Source organism: Shouchella miscanthi, assembly GCF_007725405.1.
In the GTDB taxonomy this organism is placed as follows: domain Bacteria; phylum Bacillota; class Bacilli; order Bacillales; family Bacillaceae_D; genus Shouchella; species Shouchella hunanensis.
Map to the genome: position 1 here is coordinate 781,724 of NZ_CP042163.1, position 18,725 is coordinate 800,448.

At 40.2% G+C, this 18,725-nt stretch carries 14 protein-coding genes, 1 pseudogene and 1 CRISPR repeat array; of the genes and pseudogenes, 12 read left to right on the forward strand and 3 right to left on the reverse strand.

Features of this window, described 5'->3' with window-relative positions:
* Positions 1-10: 10 nt before the first annotated feature.
* The 3 genes from FPV17_RS03720 (at position 11) to FPV17_RS03730 (ending at position 4,745) form a co-directional block, all read left to right on the forward strand.
* A complete protein-coding gene (locus FPV17_RS03720) occupies positions 11-1,450 on the forward strand; it encodes an ABC transporter permease (protein ID WP_144558098.1) in 1,440 nt (479 codons plus the stop codon).
* Between the two features lie 23 nt (positions 1,451-1,473).
* Positions 1,474-3,291 (forward strand): ABC transporter substrate-binding protein, encoded by a 1,818-nt coding sequence (locus FPV17_RS03725; RefSeq protein ID WP_144558100.1) that lies wholly within the window; start codon positions 1,474-1,476, stop codon positions 3,289-3,291.
* Between the two features lie 512 nt (positions 3,292-3,803).
* The gene (locus FPV17_RS03730) at positions 3,804-4,745 is read left to right on the forward strand and encodes an alpha/beta hydrolase (RefSeq protein ID WP_124741389.1); all 942 of its coding nucleotides are present in this window, start codon (positions 3,804-3,806) and stop codon (positions 4,743-4,745) included.
* 171 nt (positions 4,746-4,916) lie between these two features.
* Here the strand turns inward: FPV17_RS03730 and FPV17_RS03735 are convergent, their stop codons facing one another.
* The 3 genes from FPV17_RS03735 to FPV17_RS03745 form a co-directional block, all read right to left on the reverse strand.
* Positions 4,917-5,132: a hypothetical protein gene (locus FPV17_RS03735; RefSeq protein ID WP_038476988.1), complete on the reverse strand. Its 216-nt coding sequence runs from the start codon at positions 5,130-5,132 to the stop codon at positions 4,917-4,919.
* Positions 5,133-5,298: 166 nt separating this feature from the next.
* Positions 5,299-6,624 (reverse strand): CitMHS family transporter, encoded by a 1,326-nt coding sequence (locus FPV17_RS03740; protein ID WP_124741390.1) that lies wholly within the window; start codon positions 6,622-6,624, stop codon positions 5,299-5,301.
* A 235-nt stretch (positions 6,625-6,859) separates the two neighbouring features.
* Complete coding sequence (locus FPV17_RS03745; RefSeq protein WP_144558102.1) at positions 6,860-7,291, reverse strand: hypothetical protein; 432 nt, start codon at positions 7,289-7,291, stop codon at positions 6,860-6,862.
* A 256-nt stretch (positions 7,292-7,547) separates the two neighbouring features.
* Here FPV17_RS03745 and FPV17_RS03750 point away from each other — a divergent pair.
* The 9 genes and pseudogenes from FPV17_RS03750 to FPV17_RS03790 all read left to right on the forward strand — a co-directional run bounded on the left by FPV17_RS03750 (position 7,548) and on the right by FPV17_RS03790 (position 17,116).
* Positions 7,548-8,750, forward strand: a pseudogene (locus FPV17_RS03750) (CaiB/BaiF CoA transferase family protein).
* Complete coding sequence (locus tag FPV17_RS03755; protein WP_144558104.1) at positions 8,751-9,692, forward strand: hydroxymethylglutaryl-CoA lyase; 942 nt, start codon at positions 8,751-8,753, stop codon at positions 9,690-9,692.
* A gap of 946 nt (positions 9,693-10,638) precedes the next feature.
* Entirely contained in the window at positions 10,639-11,976 is a 1,338-nt protein-coding gene (locus FPV17_RS03760; protein WP_144558106.1) for a four-carbon acid sugar kinase family protein, read from the forward strand.
* A 21-nt stretch (positions 11,977-11,997) separates the two neighbouring features.
* Positions 11,998-12,618: a GntR family transcriptional regulator gene (locus FPV17_RS03765; RefSeq protein WP_144558108.1), complete on the forward strand. Its 621-nt coding sequence runs from the start codon at positions 11,998-12,000 to the stop codon at positions 12,616-12,618.
* Positions 12,619-12,647: 29 nt separating this feature from the next.
* Positions 12,648-13,676 (forward strand): zinc-dependent alcohol dehydrogenase, encoded by a 1,029-nt coding sequence (locus FPV17_RS03770; RefSeq protein ID WP_144558110.1) that lies wholly within the window; start codon positions 12,648-12,650, stop codon positions 13,674-13,676.
* A gap of 3 nt (positions 13,677-13,679) precedes the next feature.
* Positions 13,680-14,669: a TRAP transporter substrate-binding protein gene (locus tag FPV17_RS03775; protein WP_144558112.1), complete on the forward strand. Its 990-nt coding sequence runs from the start codon at positions 13,680-13,682 to the stop codon at positions 14,667-14,669.
* A gap of 5 nt (positions 14,670-14,674) precedes the next feature.
* Positions 14,675-15,184 (forward strand): TRAP transporter small permease, encoded by a 510-nt coding sequence (locus FPV17_RS03780; RefSeq protein WP_144558114.1) that lies wholly within the window; start codon positions 14,675-14,677, stop codon positions 15,182-15,184.
* Positions 15,181-16,455, forward strand: a complete 1,275-nt coding sequence (locus FPV17_RS03785) for a TRAP transporter large permease (protein ID WP_144558116.1) — start codon at positions 15,181-15,183, stop codon at positions 16,453-16,455. Before FPV17_RS03780 ends, FPV17_RS03785 begins: the two co-directional genes overlap by 4 nt.
* A gap of 13 nt (positions 16,456-16,468) precedes the next feature.
* Positions 16,469-17,116: a class II aldolase/adducin family protein gene (locus FPV17_RS03790; RefSeq protein WP_144558118.1), complete on the forward strand. Its 648-nt coding sequence runs from the start codon at positions 16,469-16,471 to the stop codon at positions 17,114-17,116.
* 560 nt (positions 17,117-17,676) lie between these two features.
* Positions 17,677-18,697: a CRISPR direct-repeat array (repeat unit 32 nt; unit sequence ATCGCACTCTATATGAGTGCGTGGATTGAAAT).
* The last annotated feature ends 28 nt before the right edge of the window (positions 18,698-18,725 follow it).

Below are 18,725 nucleotides of genomic sequence, written 5' to 3' on the forward strand. Positions count from 1 at the left end.
GGGTGAGCGTGTGGATCGAGCTAGAAAACAGTTTACATTTCGTCAGGTTCGCTTCTTCTTCTTTTTATCGACTGGATTTTTTCTTCTGTTAACGTTAGTGAATCTAAACGGTAGGGGCGAATATGGTGGCTTCTTTCTTTATACATCTATCCAATTTATCATACTGATGTTGCACGGCTTCCTTCTTTTTCTTGTTCATAAACGTCGCTATAAAGACAATGAAAGAGATGGCGTTAGCAAAGGCTTAGCGTGGGTACTGTTATTCGGTGTTTTTACAGGGAATGTCTTTGCGTCATTAGCTGCATTCTATGTCGTGAAAGAAAAACGAACTGCAACGACGATTCTTGCCTTTTATATGATTCTTGCAGATGTGCTCGTCATTCTTGTGTCGTTAGTGAATTTATTTAAGCCCTACGTGGCAAATACATTTATCCCATCTATGATTCTTTTATTTAGTGTATTGCTTATACACCTGTTGTTCTTTTTTGCACTTCCATTCATTCAGAAGTCAACGAGGAATAGAAAGCGGGGTCTAGGAATTCTCCTGTTACTAACAGTTGTAACAGGAAATCTATTCGTCTTATTCGTTCTCTATACAATGTTCATTCAAGAACAACAGAAGAGAGGGCTACTAGAAAAATTAATTTCTTACCCAGCGCCGATGATTGGATTATTTTTCATTCTATTTTTATTTATGATATCTGTTAGTAGTTATGGTGTTTTTGATTACGGAGATGCTATTACCAATAATTACAGTACGATTCTAGCTGAACCAAGCCTTGCCCATCCGTTCGGCACAGATAATTATGGGCGTGATGTATTTTCACGCGTCATATTTGGGGCACGGATTTCTTTAATTGTAGGGTTTGTTGCAACCCTTGTTCCGTTTGTCATTGGAGGGATTTTAGGAGCTATTTCCGGTTATTTCGGCCGTCGTTCAGATAATGTGATTATGCGTTCTCTCGACGTTTTGTATGCTATTCCTGATATCCTGCTTGCGATTACCATAATAGCGGCCTTCGGTGCAAGTACAGTCAATTTAATTTTGGCTTTAAGTGTAGGAGCGATTCCCGGTTATGCACGAACGATGCGTGCCAATGTATTACAAGTATCCAATCTAGAATATGTTGAATCTGCTCGTGCTTTAGGAGCAAATCATATAAAGGTTTTAGTGAAGCATGTCATTCCAAATGCCATGTCTCCAATGATAATTCGGTCAACATTAACAGTTGGCACCGCAGTTTTGGCGACAAGCAGCTTAAGCTACCTTGGTTTAGGCGTTGAACCACATATACCAGAATGGGGCAATATTTTAAGGTTAGGAAGCTCCTATTTAGAAAGTCAGCCTCATCTTGCTTTATTTCCAGGTCTAGCAATCATTTTACTCGTATTGTCGTTTAATTTTTTAGGAGACGGCTTACGTGACGCAACCGATCCACGTTTATCGTAAAACAAATCTAAGGGGGATGTAACATGAAGAAACAATGGGGACTAACACTCGCGGCTTTTGCTTTGGTGGCACTAAGTGCTTGTAATGTCACAACACGTGACGATGTGGAGGGAGAGGCATCAGACGTTGAACCGCCAGCAGAAGCAGTTGACATAGAATTACTGGCAATGAGTAGCAACGAACAAGATATCAACATTTTACGTGATCAGTTAACGTCTAATGGATTTACGGTTTCAATTAACCAACAGCCTGATTATGGCAGCTTTGTTTCGCAGCGAGATGCTGGCAATTATGATATTGCTATCTCTAGCTGGACGACAGTGACAGGAAACCCTGATTATGCGATTCGTTCATTATTTAAATCAGATGGTGACAATAGTTTAATAGACGATGCCGATATTGATGCACTTATTGAACAAGGTTCAACCGAATCACCAGAAGAGTATACCGATACGTATCGTGAATTAGAAGAAACTCTAGTAACCGAGAATGCCTATATCGTTCCACTCTATACGTCTATGAAAAACCAGGCGTTTAATCAAGATGTGCTACAAGAGGAATCGGTTCGTCTATCAAAATCACGCGCATTTGCTTGGGACAGTGTTCGGTATGTAAATGAAGAAGACCAAGAGGAAAGACCGCTTGTACTGACTCAAGCGATTTCAGAATTAACATCCCTTGACCCGATTAAGGGGAATGACGGTTCAATTAATCAACTGAATACGAATATGTATGTTCGTTTAGTGAATTTAACCGATGATGATGAGATTACAGCGGATGCCTCTCTTTCATATGAATACGCCATTGCAGAGGGAAATGAGGATTACTATTTCGTTTTACGAGATGATCTCTTCTTTGCGGCGGTAGAGGGTGAAGATGTGGTAGAAACAGAGGAGCGTGTAGGAATTGAAGACGTTATTTTCTCTTTAGAGAGAGCGTCTAATCGCGATTCTGTGCCAGATCATCGGACGTATACCCTTCATGAACATATCGGTGAAGTGACGGCTGTTTCCGATATAACCGAATTAGAAAACGCGACATTGGCTGGAAGCTCAGATTCAATTCTTGAACAGTTGGAATCTGGTCTTGATCAATCGATTGATTCCCTTGTCACAGACAAAGATGCTGCGAATTCAGAGGAGGGGGCTTATCAAGTTGTGAAATTGACGACAACTGAGCCGTTCCCTCAAGTATTAAATTACTTAGCTCATCAATCAGCTGGCATTGTATCGAAGTCGCAAGTCGAATCAGTGAACACCTATAACGTTGAAGAGTTTGATGTTAATACAGACATTCCTTATGGCGATCAGCGTTTAGTGACAGAAGGCAGTGGTTTAGAGAATAGTTTGTATGCAAGCGGTCCGTATATCATGACGCATAAGAACGACTATGAAGCAGTATTTTTGAAGAACCCAGGTTATCAAGCAGGAACAGAGTATGAGCCAACAATTGAAGAAGTACGGGTTCGATTTATAAGTGACTCTGATTCAGCACTTTCGGCTTTACGTAGTGGGGAAATTGATATGTATTACGGCGTACCGGAAAATAAAATGGATCTTGTTGAAGGTGATGAAAAGCTTCAACTACAAAGTATTCCAAGTAACGGTGTAACGTATCTCGCGTTCAACACTTCTAACCGCGATGTAGCAGAAAGCGTTGATTTACGAAAAGCGGTTCTTTATGCAATTAATCAGGATGAAATTATTCAAGTATACAATAATGATAAATTGCCAGCGTACTCAACGCTCAGCCCACTCGTTGATACAGGGAATAAGCTTGAAGCAGATCAAAACAAAGTCTATGAGCATTTAAATGCTTATCTTGAAAGCAAGGATGAATAAAAAAACGAGCCTTTCAGTCGGTAAAGATGAAGCGCTAAAGCGCAAAAGAGGCTGGGACATAACGAAAAGTAGTAGTTGAAAAGACGAATAGTCTAAAATATGCTGAGTAGCACCGCTACAGGAGAATCCTTCGCTTTCCGGGGACACGGCCTCAGCCTCCTTTGTGAAAAACCGCCACTCCAGAGTCTTCAGACACGTGCTGATCCCCCAGGAGTCTTCGGATTCTCCTTCCGCTCATTTTCATATAAAACGAACGACGAACGTTCCTATTTTCAGGAATGTTCGTCATTTTGGTCTGTCTATCTACTTTTGTCCCAGCCTCTATTTTTTAAAAATTCTCTAGGACTTTAGGTGTAACGATAACCTTGTTTTACCAATATGCTTATGGTATGTTTTAATGTGTGTAAATATTATGATTGTTTTTAAAAAAATATTCATTTAAGCGTTGAAAAGAATCAATTTAGATGAATGTACAGAACTTTACAAACTAATAGGGGGCAACGATCTTACAAATGAAGTATACGAAATTACTGAACACAACATTGGAAAAATATAAAACAAATGGAGCGGAAGAAGCCTATCACTATATTTCTAAACATGCGAATGAGGTTGAAGGAAACCATGCTCAAATTTACAACTTTCAGTACGCTTTGGCTGCTGCATCTGGACACGAAGATGAAGCCTTAGCAATAATGAAAGAGGCGATCATTGAGAACGGTCATTGGTATTCTTATACCTACCTTTTGGAAGATGAGGACTTGGATTCCCTTCGTAAGAACGAGGAATTTCAATACATGATTGATCTATGTAGAAATAGAGAAGAAGAAGCGAAAAAAAATGCTGAATCGACATTGGAAGTGATTGTTCCAGATAAAGATCGTACAAAAGAGGGTTTATTCATCGCCCTGCATGGAAACCAAGAAAACACTTCGTTTACAAAAGTCAATTGGCAAACGGTTACATCAAATGGTTTCGTGTTAGGATTGCCACAGTCTTCTCAGATAGAATTCTCAGGTGGTTATAATTGGGATGATGTAGAAAAAGGATCAATGGAGTTGCAAACTCATTATGAAACAATGAAACAGAATGTTCAGGTGAATCATGGACCTATCATTCTTGGAGGCTTCTCTGCTGGGGCAGGTGTTATTTTAAACACCATTTTAAAACGTGATATGCTAGTACAAGGGTTTATTTTTGTGGGACCTTGGTTACCAGATGTCGAGCAGTATGCTGATGAATTAGCTATGATGGCAGACAAAGGCATAAAAGGGTACATTATCTGTGGTGATCAAGATGAAGATTCTCTTGACTGTACGAATACGTTTATTGAATTGCTAGAGAAAAAGAACGTAAAGCATGTGTTTGAATTAGTAAACGGATTAGACCATGATTATCCTAAAAATTTTGATCGGTTCTTGAACAAAGCGATTGACTATTTAACAAACCAACACTAAATCTTCTTTGTTTTCGTTGGAATGAAAACAAGCAACTTGGAGCTGGCATAAGGAATAAGCCAATTTCGTTTTGGACTTTATTGACTAAACAACCCCATCGATAAGCTGGTTAGCGTTTATCGTTGGGGTTTTATCTTAGGTCTAAGAGCTTTGAAGCAAGAGTTCCGTTCATTAGGATTTCGATGTTTCCGTAATTTCAACATGTGTGACATTTTCAGAGCGCACGAGTACTTCGTCTTCTTTCATGACTCCGAATGAAACAATCTTGTTTTCTGTTAATGCACCATCAATCGATTTAGCTGCTTTATTCACGTCTCCATCATCCCTTATTGATTCATAAATGGGCTGTTCTCTACCTATAACATAGACTTTGATGTGATATGGCATGTACATTCTCCCCTCAATTGATTTAAAATGTCTACTACAGAAAAGATAACCGTTAAGGCTAGATGTAAAACTAAAATACGAAGAATTTTTCAGGGAAACTTGATAAGGTTCAGCCTGTGAAGAGAAACACAAAAAACACTCTCATGAACGAGAGTGCTTTTGCTTCTTATACGACCCCAATAATAATAGCGATTACGACCATGACAATACTGAAACCCCAAAACCAGAAGAAGGAGTAACGAATGTATTTACCCATATCGATCCCTGCAAGTCCAACAGCTAGCCAGACAGCCGGAGCTAAAGGGCTTACAAATGTACCAACCACGTTTCCGATGAGCAATGCATAGGCAGTTGAAGTACTTGCAACACCAACCTCTGACGTAATTCCTTCTACAATAGGTAGAAGAGCAAAGTAGTAGGCATCTGTACTTGTGACAATATCAAACGGTACGCCAAGTAGACCAATGATAATATGGAGAAACGGTAAGACGGCAGCAGGTAGAATAGCAACGCTGTCTATCGCAATAGATTCTAACATCCCTGATCCTGTCAAAACCCCTAGAAATGTACCAGCTGATAAAATAACCGCAGCCATTAACAAGGCACTAGGAGAGTGTTCTTTAATGCGATCCATCTGTGTTTGGACGTTAGGATAGTTGATCATTAGTGCCAACACAAGCCCAATCATAAAAATATAAGCAGATGGGAGAGGGTTCCAAACTAATACACCGATTAAAGCTACAAATAAAATGGCATTTGGCCAAATAAGATGATAGCGCTTTAATGCGGGATCTCCAGAATTGCTAATTGAATCAAGCGCCTCTTTCATATCCGCATCGGTCATTGCTGTTGCTGCGGCTTCAGAATGAGCGGTTTTTTGGATGCGTTTTTTCTCTCGTATTCCCAACACGTACCCGAGGATTAACACAAGAACAACACCAATGATTTGCATAGGAATAAGTGGTAGCCATATTTCAACGGGATCACCGCCAATGACACTAGCTACTCGACCAGTTGGACCAGCCCAAGGAACCATATTCATAATACCTGCACTTATACCAACAAGCATCACGAGTAAATATGGACTCATACCAAGACGCTTGTACAACGGTAGTAATGCTGGAATAGTTAATAGAAAAGTCGTTGCACCGGCACCATCGAGATGAGCAATAGTACCAATTGCAGCTGTCCCAACCGCGACAGTAACGACGTTCCCTTTAGTCAGCCGAACCATCCCGCGAATAATAGGCTCAAAAAAACCAGTATCTTGTAAAACACCGAAGAACAGTATCGCAAAGATGAACATAATGGCTACATTGAGTACGCGGTCAATCCCTATTTCAAAGAAATCCGTAATTTCAGTAAATCCAAAACCTGCAACAAGTGCACCAACAAGGGGCACAATAATCATGGCAACAATTGGACTCGCTTTTCCCCATATAAGTAAAGCAACAGTAATAAGAATAATGGATATACCTATAATACTTAACAAGCTAAACCCTCCTGATGTAAAAACAAAATGTTTGCGCTTACATAATCTTATATTTTGATAAGCCTATCATATTAACATAGACAACGGAGGTTGTGATGATAAAGAAAATTACGTTCATATTGTTCATAGGGAGATAAGGTGGAGTAGAGAAATGCTAAAAGAAATAGAGGGGGAGACATAGTGCCAACTGTGCATGAGTCTTGAATAAAGCAGAGAAAGACTTAGCCCCTTTTTATTATAGAGGCTGTTCGTCTTCTTTCAATTCAGCAATAATCGTTTGAATAGGGATAAAGGTAAGATGACTAGGTTTTGCTTGTTTTAAGTGTTGGATTTTCGTTTCATCTCGATAGACAAGAACATATTCCCATTCGACATTTGGGATAAGTTTTTCTCGTGCTGCTCGTTTTTTAAAAGAAGTATACGTTCGATTCATCCAGTGTTCAATTTGGTTGGAAATCGTAGGACGGTGATCATTGCTCTCATGGTGATCTGTAAAGTTTGGGTGTTCATCAGGTTGAATACAAATCTCACAATGAATATAGCGCCATGAAGCGTCTTGTTGATGCTGAATAGCTAGAAGGTCGTATTGATTCTTTTCACCTTTCATAGTAAAAAAGCCTTGCTGATTATACCAATATTCAACTAATTTATTTGTAGGTAAAGTCATTACATCCCCTCCGTAGAAGCTTTTGAACTCCTTTATTATAGCAATCATTTCATAAATAAACGAACAATTAGACGTAGGAAAAAAGAAATCATTCCTTTCATAAAGCAAATCATAGGATGATCGATTTATAAATCGGTGAATCCAAATTTAACTAGTCTTTGCCGTTGTTTCATTTGGAAAGATATGATGCGCTCAATTAAAAAGTTCCGTTATATGGTTTTTTGAACTGATTAGTGAAACTATTGGAGGCGGTCAGATGAGTTTATCGAATGGACCGCTAACAGGTATTCGTATTGTTGATGCTTCAACTGTGTTAGCGGACCCTTTTGCGGCAAGTTTGTTAGGGGATATGGGGGCAGAGGTGATAAAGGTGGAGCTTCCACAGACTGGTGACCCATTACGTGGTCTCGGTCCTTATAAGGAGGAGGAACCATTGCGCTGGCCAGGAATGTCTCGAAACAAACAGTTATTGACATTAGATATTCGTCAAAAAGAAGGACAGGAAATCTTTAAAGATCTACTAAAAGACGCTGATGTTCTCATTGAGAATTTTCGTCCGAAAACGCTAGAGCGTTGGGGTCTCGGGTATGAGGAATTGAAACAAGTTAATCCTAAGCTTGTGATGGCGAGACAATCTGGATACGGACAGACAGGCCCTTATGCAGAAAAGGCTGGCTTTGGTACTCCTGCTACGGCGTTTTCAGGTTACACGTATTTACAAGGGTTCTCTGATCGACATCCAGTAAGCCCTGCATTCTCGTTAATGGACTATATTTCTGGTGTGTTTTTAGCCCTTGGCGCAGTGAGTGCGCTTTACAATCGCAATGCAGCTGAAACAGGTCAAGGACAAGTAGTGGAATTAGGATTGTATGAGGCCATGTTCAGGATGATGGATTTTCTAGTGGCGGAATACGATCAACTAGGGAAGGTACGCGAACGTGCGCCGATGCTGCACGGTCATTCCAGTCCAGCAGGAACGTATCGTACAAAGGATCACCACTGGGTCGTGCTAGTTTGTAGTACACAACGAACATGGGAACGTCTCGCAAAAGCAATGAAGCGAGAGGCGTTACTTGAAGATCAACGCTATCGAACAAATGCTGATCGAATGGAACATGATAAAGAATTGTAAGAAATTGTAAGTGATTTTATCTCTTCGAACAATCGTGATGAATTACAGGAAAAGCTTGATCAATTCGGAGTGCCGGTTTCGCCAATAATGAATATTAAAGATATCTTTGAAAATGAACAGTATGAAGCACGAGAAAACATCCTTGAAGTAGACCACCCTCGCTTAGGAAAGGTTAAGGTTCCTGGAATCGTTCCGAAGTTCTCTGAAACTCCTGGTCGTATACGGCATCGCGCACCTGATTTAGGTGAGCATACCGAAAGCATTTTATACCGATTGGGTTATTCAAAAGAACGTATTACTAAGCTGAAAGAAAGCGGGGTCGTGTAAATGGAAAGACGGTATCCAGAAGAAGTGACGATATGGGAAGTATTACCGAGAGATGGATTCCAAATGGAAACATGGGTGGAAACCGAGACAAAAATTAAGCTCATCAAAGCTTTGGCAGCATGTGGTATTCGTCATATCGAAGCGACTTCTTTTGTTCACCCACGGGCTATTCCTCAACTGAAAGATGCAGAAGCGGTTGTAAAGGGCATTCAAAGCTTAACAGACGTTTCATTTCGAGCGCTCGTACCAAATCTAAAAGGAGCTGAGCGTGCAATCGGTGTTGGGATCAATCAAATAAAATTGCTTTTATCAGCAACGGATTCCCATTCATTAGCGAATTCAAATTGTACCCGTGAAGAAGCAGTCGAGAAACTGCTCCCTGTTGTAGAGCTTGCTAACCAAAAAAATGTGTATGTTGGCGGCGCATTAACGGTGTCATTTGGGTGTCCCTATGAAGGCGAAGCGAACGAAGAAGAACTGATGAAGCTCATTCAACAATATAAAGACATGGGAATTCGCGAGATTTCGCTAGCAGATACTGCTGGCATGGGCAATCCAAAACAGGTGTCACTGCTTTTACAAAAACTAAAGCGATCTTTCCCGCTCCTTTCATTTTCATTACACTTGCATAATACAAGAGGCATGGCGTTCGCGAACGTTGTGGCAGGACTTGAAAACAGTATTACTTCCTTTGATAGTTCGACAGCAGGACTCGGTGGCTGTCCTTATTTTCCAAAAGCCGCTGGGAATATTGCAACTGAAGATTTAGTCCATTCTCTCCACTTGATGGGAATAAAAACAGGCATTGATGTGGATCAATTGATGACTGTGGCGAAGGAGGTAACCGACGTAGTCGGGCACGAAGGTAGTAGTTTTCTTCTAAAAACTGGACAAAATAAAGATCTTGCTAAAAAACCAACAGGACAGAAAAAACTGGGATAATAAGAAGCGTTTGCTAGCTTACACGCTAGTAAACGCTTTTATGTATGCGCCCATCCTACTAAATTATTTTGAAAAGAGAGGGTGACTTCATGTAATGTAAAGATAGAGGAATAAGGGATAGGAGTGTGTGAAGTGGAAGGACCAGTAAAAGAATTGCAAACTGTACATCGAGCTGTACGCTTGTTGAAATGTTTTACAGTTATTGAGTCAGAGTTGTCTTTGCCCAAGTATGCGTTTTACTGAAGAGAAAATGAAACGTTGGCAGGAGTATTTGCTTGAAGAAGCGAACAAGCTGTCACAAGAATTAGGCTACGTCATGCACTAGAAGAGAACGTTCACTTTGAAAAGGTTGCCGCCACACGTCGCATAACGTGTACGGGAGCCTTTTTTCTTTTCTATTGCTAATCATGGAAGACAATTGTTTTAAAGAATACTCACACACATTTAACTAAAAACAGCCTAAAAAGAGCTCGGTGGTGAATGATAATGGTGAAGAGTGGTTAACAAGCCTGCCGTTCCTTTTTTCGATCTCATGGTTCAGGAGTTCCGGGTGCATCGATTTAAGTATGTAGAGCATTTACACTTAATGATTAATGTAAGAGGCTAGACTTATTTAGCTAAAAAGAAAAAATAATAAAAGCTCTTCCAAAACGGTTAAATTTTTAAAAGGTGCGACTTTTTTACAAACAACTCAACTTTGTTTTAAACCAACATCTTCAATCCTCGAATCGATTCCGTCCCCCTAAAAGGAAAAGAATATAAGAAAAACCAGATCAAGCCTTTCAATGCCGCTCTGAGTTTAAGGAGAAAGAGAAAGAAGAAGTTAGTCATCTCGATGAAACCCTTTTCTTTTTTTATGAAAACGGTTGACAAAAGTGTGAACGGTTGATAAGATCCGTAATAGATATAACATAGATCTAAGATAGATTCTTGGTGGTGAAGAGAAATGAGTAGATTATCGTTAGGGTTTTATGGTGATGATTTTACTGGTTCAACGGATGCGATGGAAGCGCTTGACCAGTATGGTTTAAAGACTATATTATTTTTAAGAATTCCAGATAAAGAAATGCTAGCAAGATTTGAAGGTGTCGATTGTATCGGTGTAGCTGGTACTGCGCGTGCGAAAGGAAAAGTAGGGATGAAAGCAGAGCTTGAGCCTGTGTTTTCCTTCTTACAAGAAATGAATCCATATTTTGTCCATTACAAAGTATGTTCAACTTTTGATTCTTCTCCCGAAACTGGGAGTATCGGTTTTGCAAGTGATCTTGCAAGACAATACTTTATGACAGGAAGCTACCCGCTTTTAGTCGCTGCACCGAAGTTAGGCAGATTTACAGTGTTTGGTAGCCATTTTGCTAAATTCAAAGAGGATGTTTATCGTCTTGATCAGCATCCGGTTATGTCGAAGCACCCTGTAACGCCAATGAACGAAGCCAATTTGGCAACTCATTTACAAAAGCAAACGAAACAGACGATCGGTAACGTGACGGTACAGTCGCTAGATAGCCAATCAGCAGCTACGATTATAGAGGAAGAACCTGAGAGCGATATTGTCGTTTATGATGCGCTACAAGCGAGTCATATGGAAAAGGTGTCTGAAGTTCTGTGGGCTAAAAGAAAAGAAGAGACACAATTTCTCTTAGGGTCTTCTGGTGTAGAATATGCGATTGGTGACGCGATGAAGCGTGAAGGGCTAGTAGACAGAAAAGAGCGAGAGAAAAAGTCAACACAAGTAGACCAAATCTTTGCTGTTTCTGGAAGTGTATCTGAAGTGACGAAAACTCAGCTCATCGCCGCGGAAGAGGCAGGCTTTCATTCAATTAAGATTTCTGTCGACTTGTTTACCGATGAGCAAAAAGCAGAAGCTTTCTTAAGAGAAATTATGGAACAATTGAAATTAAAAAAGAAAGTGGTTATTTATACTGCGAAAGGTGCCGATGATCCTGCGATTCAAGAAACGAGAGATCATTTAGCACAGGCAGGAATAGAGAAAGAGAATATCGGTATTTACATTGGTGAGAAATTAGGAGCATGGACAAAACACATCCTTGATCATACAAATCTAAGACGTGTCATCATTTCAGGAGGAGATACATCAGGCTTTGTTACCTCGAATCTTGATATTTATGGCTTAGAAGTTCTAGATTCTGTTGCACCTGGGGCTCCTTTATGTTTAGGATATTCTGAGAGTGCGAAATATGATGGACTGGAACTTGCCTTAAAGAGTGGTCAGCTAGGTGGCGAGCATTTCTTCGAGAAGGTCTATCAATCCGGCGCTAAATAAACTAAAGGAATGGTAGAGAGCATGTTATTGAAAGATGTGGCGTATGAAAAGATCAAAAGTAAGATTTTAGAAGAGCACTATGAGCCGGGGCAGTTCTTGTCCGAGCGAACGCTAATAGACGAGCTAGGGATGAGTAAGACTCCGATTAAAAATGCGTTGGTGCGCCTAGAATCAGAAGGGTTTGTCACCGTATCTTCCAAACAAGGCATCATTGTCATTGATATTTCGATTGAGCGAATTAATGATATTTATAATCTTCGAATTGCGCTGGAGACTTACAGTTGTCAAGAGATTTACCAGCGCATCACCGAAGAACAAATCAAAGAGTTAGAAGAAAATATAGAGGCAACGAAACTAGCTGCCATGAACAAAGATGTAAAAGCGTTTGCGACACTCGATCATGAGTTTCATTTAGCGATTAGTGAGGTTGCTGGAAATAGCGAAATTACAAAGATTTTATTGAACTATCAAGATCATCTTCGCCGAATTACATTACGTCACTTAAAGAAAGACCCAAATCGAGTACAGAAATTCTATGCTGAACATGTAGACATCTTAGAAGCTTTAAAGAATAAAGATGGAGACTGCTCAAGCTTAATGAAAAAACACCTCTATGAATCAAAGATGATGTATTTCCAATGATTTGTAGTGTTTAAGGGGAGAGGACATCCATGAAAGCGGTTTTTGTAGAAGTAGCAGAATCAATTAATGTAAAAGAAATTGACGTACCAGCGTTAAAAGCAGATGAGGTCTTAATTAAAGTAGCAGCTGCGGGAATTTGTGGCTCAGATATTCATACGTATAAGGGGTTACATCCGTTTCGCAAACCACCTGTGGTGATTGGTCATGAAGTAGCTGGAGAAGTTGTGGAAATTGGTAGTAATGTACAGCATGTCCAAGTCGGGGACCGCGTTACGGTGGAGCCACAAATCGGTACGGGTGAAACAGAAGGTGTGATGACAGGCCAGCCGAATCTATCGGATAAGCGTTTGGCGCCAGGAATGGGCGACTGGCTTGGAACAATGGCAGAATATTTTACATCTCCAGAGTCACAAGTCATCCAACTTCCGGATCATGTTAGTTATGATCAAGGTGTGCTTGTTGAACCGCTTGCTGTAGGTGTGCATGCCGCACGTAAAGGAGATATTCAGCCTGGTGATCGTGTAGCGATCCTTGGAGCAGGTCCGATTGGCTTACTGACATTAATTGCTGCGAAAGCAAAAGGAGCAACCGACATCGTCGTCACTGATGTGCTCGATTATTCCTTAGATTATGCGAAGAAAATGGGAGCCACTTCAACGCTTAATATCAGAAACAACCCGGATTGGATTCAAGAAGCGAAAGCCGGTCGTTCTTTTGATAAAGTCTTTATTACGGCTGGCGTCCCGGGAATTATCAATGATTCTTTGAATCTATTAAAAAAAGGTGGACGTGTCGTGACCGTCGCCATGTTTCATGGACAGCAAGACTTTGACGTAGAACAGTTGCAACAGAATGAAAAAGAAATCGTCGGTTGCATGACCTATAATCGTCCGGATACAGAAGAAGCGTTAGAGATTATTGCAAAAGGTGAACTGCCAGTAGATGCCGTTATTTCCCATACGCTTTCTTATGAAGAGGCTAATCGTGGCTTTGAAATGGTAGACAAGAAGCAGGATGAATCAGTGAAAGTTATTGTCACTTTCAATCAGGAGGGCTAATAGATGAGATTAAAACATACATGGATACCTGTTTCAGCCATGATGATTGCTTTAGCTGGCTGTAGTTTTGGCGAAGGTGCGGAAGATGAACCAAAATTATTGCGTCTAGGTCATATTCAAAGTGAATCGAATGCTTGGCATCAAGCTTCAGTTGAATTTGCTCATTTAGTTCATGAAAAAACAGACGGAAGTGTCAAGGTAGAGGTTTATCCAAGCTCTACTCTTGGCGCTGATCGCGATCTAGTAGAAGGAATGCAAATTGGTTCGGTTGACTTTGCTTTAGTAGCAGGGGTAATGTCCAATTTTTATGACCCATATGCGGTGCTTGAGCTTCCGTACTTATTCGAAAATTTGGATCATTTGGAAAGTTTTCTCTATGGGGAAGATGGAAAGCGGTTGCAGGAAGATACTTTAGAAGCAACTGGTGTGAGAGGGCTGGAATTCTGGCTGCGTGGCGCAAGACAATTAACAACGAATCGATTGGTGGAGAGCCCAGCTGATTTACGAGGAGTGAAGATTCGTGTACCCAATATTGAAGCTTCTGTAGATGGTTGGCAAGGAATGGGAGCAAGTCCAACACCGATGAACTTTGGTGAAGTTTATTCTTCTCTGCAGACAGGCGTAATTGACGCGCAAGAAAACCCGATTGAATTTACAGCGAGTGCTCGAATTCATGAAGTACAAGATTATCTGGTGATGACCGACCATGTATTCGGATATGTACAGTTGCTTATGAGTGACTTAACGTTTGAAGAGTTAACCGAATCGGAGCAACAAGCGGTTCTGGAAGCTGCGGAAGAAGCACGTATTTTTCAAAATGAAATCGTTGCCACGCAAGAAGAAAATGCGTTGCGAATGATGCTTGATGAAGGTGTCGAGCAAATTGAAGTAGATCAAGAGCCATTTCGTGAGGCGGTTCAAGATGTGAACGAACGTTTAGCGGACAAGTACGGAAGAGAGCTATACGACACGATTCAAGGGATGAGGGAGTAGAGCTTATGAATGCATACATTCGATTTATTGACTCAGTAAATACAGGCGTTAAATATATCGTTTCTATTATGCTAGCTGTTTTGGCTATCCTAGTTGTCTTGCAAGTAACGACTCGTTTTGTTATTAATGTCCCGCTTGCATGGACAGAGGAGATTGCCCGTTACTTAATGATTTATGTTGTCTTTTTAGGATCTGGATTAGCGATGCGCTATAACCAGCATATTGCGATCGACTTTCTGTTAGATGTCATGAAAAATGTGAAGAACAAAGCAAGATTACAGACAGTCATTTTATGGATTAGTGCCTTTTTCTGTGTGTTACTTGCATATTATGGCACGCAATTAACAGTTATTGTTGTTGAACAATCGACACCAACCCTAGGGTATTCAATGACATGGGCGTATGCAGCGGTTCCGCTTGGTTCTTTACTAATGCTGTTAAATATTATTGCCCTACTGATTGAACCGAAAAAAGTAGAAGACAGTATTGATAGAATAGTTGGTGAGAACGAATGATTACTATTTTACTTGTTTCCTTAGTTATTTTGTTTTTTATTGGTGTCCCAGTAGCGATTGCTTTAGGTTTATCGACAAGTCTGGCGATGCTTCTCGCAGGAGATATTACCTTATTAACATTAGCGCAACGAGCGTTTGTATCACTTGATTCCTTTCCATTGTTGGCAATCCCATTATTCATCTTAGCTGGAGTTATTATGGAATACGGTGGAATCTCACAACGTTTAATTAATTTAGCCAACTCTTTAACGGGTCATTTAGTCGGTGGATTAGCGATCGTTACGGTTGTGACAACGATGTTTTTCGCAGCCATTTCAGGTTCAAGTGTTGCAGCAACAGCAGCATTAGGAGCGATTTTAATTCCAGCGATGATTAATAGAGGATATGAAAAAGAATTTGCTGGAGGAGTACAAGCGGTTTCTGGAACTCTTGGTATTATTATGCCACCGAGTATTCCGTTAATTTTATACGGAACAGCAGTTGGGGCTTCAATCGGAGATTTATTTATCGCTGGTATGGTGCCGGGAATATTAATTGGTATTGCTTTAATTGTGACGGTGGTTATTATTGCGAAAAAACGTAACTACCCGAAAGAAGAAAAGAAAAGTGGTAAAGAAATTGGCGAAGCCTTTGTTAAAGCGATTCCAGCTCTTATTATGCCTATCATTATTTTAGGTGGTATTTATTCTGGTATATTTACAGCTACAGAAGCTGCCGGTGTAGCGGTTGCCTATGCCTTCATTGTTGGTGTCTTTGTTTACCGAGCGATTAATTTTACGAAGCTGAAAACAATTCTTTCTCAAGCATCAATTACAACAGCAACGATTATGTTAATTCTTGCGACGGCTGGTTTGTTTAGTTGGGTACTCACGATTGAAAATGTGCCACAACAAGTCGCAAGCTTCATTACATCTATTTCAGAAAATCCTTGGGTCTTCTTAGGTATTGTCATTCTCTTGTTACTACTTATTGGGATGTTCATGGAAACAAACGCATCGATTATTATTCTGGCACCAATTCTTGTACCGGTAGCATCTCAACTAGGTATTGATCCAGTTCACTTCGGGATTGTGATGATCGTTACGCTTGCAATTGGTATGGTGACGCCACCAATGGGTCTGAACCTGTTTGTCGTCTCGAAAATTGGTAAGTTGCGATTAGATAAATTAACGTATAGCTTAATTCCATTTTATATTGCAATATTAATTGTCCTTGTGATTATCGCATTTATCCCAACAATTACGACCACATTTGTAGAATGGGTAAAATAAAGGAGGGGTCCTAATGACCAAAGAAATCATCTTACAAGACTTACAAAAAACAGGTAAGTACATGATGGATAAAGATCTTGCTTGGGGAACCGCAGGTAATATTAGCGCTCGCTGTGAACAAGGGTATTTTATTTCAGCAACAGGCACGTATTTAGGTGAACTAGAGATAGAGGACTTTTCTTATTGTGAGAAGGGCGAACACCTTGTTGGGAAGAAACCGTCGAAGGAATTCTTGATGCATGAAGGCATTTATGAAGAGCGCAAGGAGATTGGAGCGGTGCTTCACTCCTCCCCTTTTTACAGTACGTTGATTGCGAATACAAGTCTTGATCTGCCGTCTAACTACTTTGTTGAAGCAATGTATTATCTGGAGAAAGTCGTGCGTATTCCTTATTACCATCCAGGCAGTAAAGAGCTGGCTCAAGCGGTGAAAAGCAAGGCGAAGGAAGGAAATGTATTTCTTCTAGAAAATCATGGCGTCATCGTTTGTGATGTCAATATTAAAGAAGCAAGAACGGCGCTACAAACATTGGAATACACAGCAAAAATGTTTATAACAGCCATGGAAAAAGGAATTCAAATAAATGGTCTTGATGAGAAGACAGTTTATTCCTTCCTCCACGAAGCTGGTTACAAACCTGTACGCCAGTGGAAGAAATAAGAATGAAAAACCCACTTGAAATCCATCTCGATAATGAGCGTATTATCTCAAAGAGATACAATCCTAATAGCCAATACATGGTCATAAGCGAGGCCTACGTCAGAATATCAGTCTTGACAACGGAGAAATTGTTTTAAGGAAGGGTCAGCGGAAGTACTTTGCCAATTGCAATTGATACACTATGTAAAAAAGGAAGAGGCTGTTAATTCTCTTATTTTTGACGGCTAATACTAAAAGGAGAGCACCAATTCGCTCTCCTTATCCTGAATCCCTTTTATTAAATTTAATAAAATTTATCACTGTTATCTCGGATTTATTATTTGGCTTTCAAAAGCAGTATTCCACCAATCAAATGTCAAAAAAAATGAATGTGTAGTGAGTCGCCCTCTTCTTTTAATAGGTGCGAACCCGAAGCGAACATAAAATCCCTAGAAGACCCGCACCACTTTTTCGGATGAATGTGTGAGAATATGTAACGGATATGGAGCGTGGGTTCTTTTTCTTAATCAATTTGTGGTACTGTTTAATAGGAAAAGGTAGTTTTAAGCCTTTTTCTCGCTGTCGCACTCTATATGAGTGCGTGGATTGAAATGTTTTAAATTTGCCATTGTGACACTCTCCTATTGTCGCACTCTATATGAGTGCGTGGATTGAAATATTATTCCACTAATAATGAAAAACAGTGGCAATAGTCGCACTCTATATGAGTGCGTGGATTGAAATATCAAGTCGTTCATTTGATCTCTCCTCTACTGTGTCGCACTCTATATGAGTGCGTGGATTGAAATAGTTTGCACTATGAAATGAATCGCGGTGTATCTCCGTCGCACTCTATATGAGTGCGTGGATTGAAATTTTGATGGTGAAAGAAAAAGGCTTTCTACTTTTATCGCACTCTATATGAGTGCGTGGATTGAAATAAAAGGAAAAAGATGATCCTAATTTTAGGGTTAATCGCACTCTATATGAGTGCGTGGATTGAAATATTGCTAAATGTCTGCTACTCATTGGCTCATATCATCGCACTCTATATGAGTGCGTGGATTGAAATCAAAAGAGAAACCATGTATCTGTCTTGCTCATCTCATCGCACTCTATATGAGTGCGTGGATTGAAATACAGGTCTAACGCTAACTTGTACTTCACAATGTAATCGCACTCTATATGAGTGCGTGGATTGAAATATTTCTTCTTTTGTCTTAATACCTAACACATGAAATCGCACTCTATGTGAGTGCGTGGATTGAAATTTACAAAATATTACCGTTGAAAGAGCACAAGAAAATCGCACTCTATGTGAGTGCGTGGATTGAAATGGGTACGACAGGTGCGCTTGTTTAGACGCCTCGCCATCGCACTCTATATGAGTGCGTGGATTGAAATCCTTCGAATGACGAAAAAGCAGAAGGAATTGTGATCGCACTCTATGTGAGTGCGTGGATTGAAATATTTATACATCCTCCTCAAATAATTTAACCGTGCTCATCGCACTCTATAAGAGTGCGTGGATTGAAATCTGTTGAACGAATTGACCATTAATTTTAAACCAATCGCACTCTATATGAGTGCGTGGATTATAGAGTGCACGAATTAGAATGATGACCATATC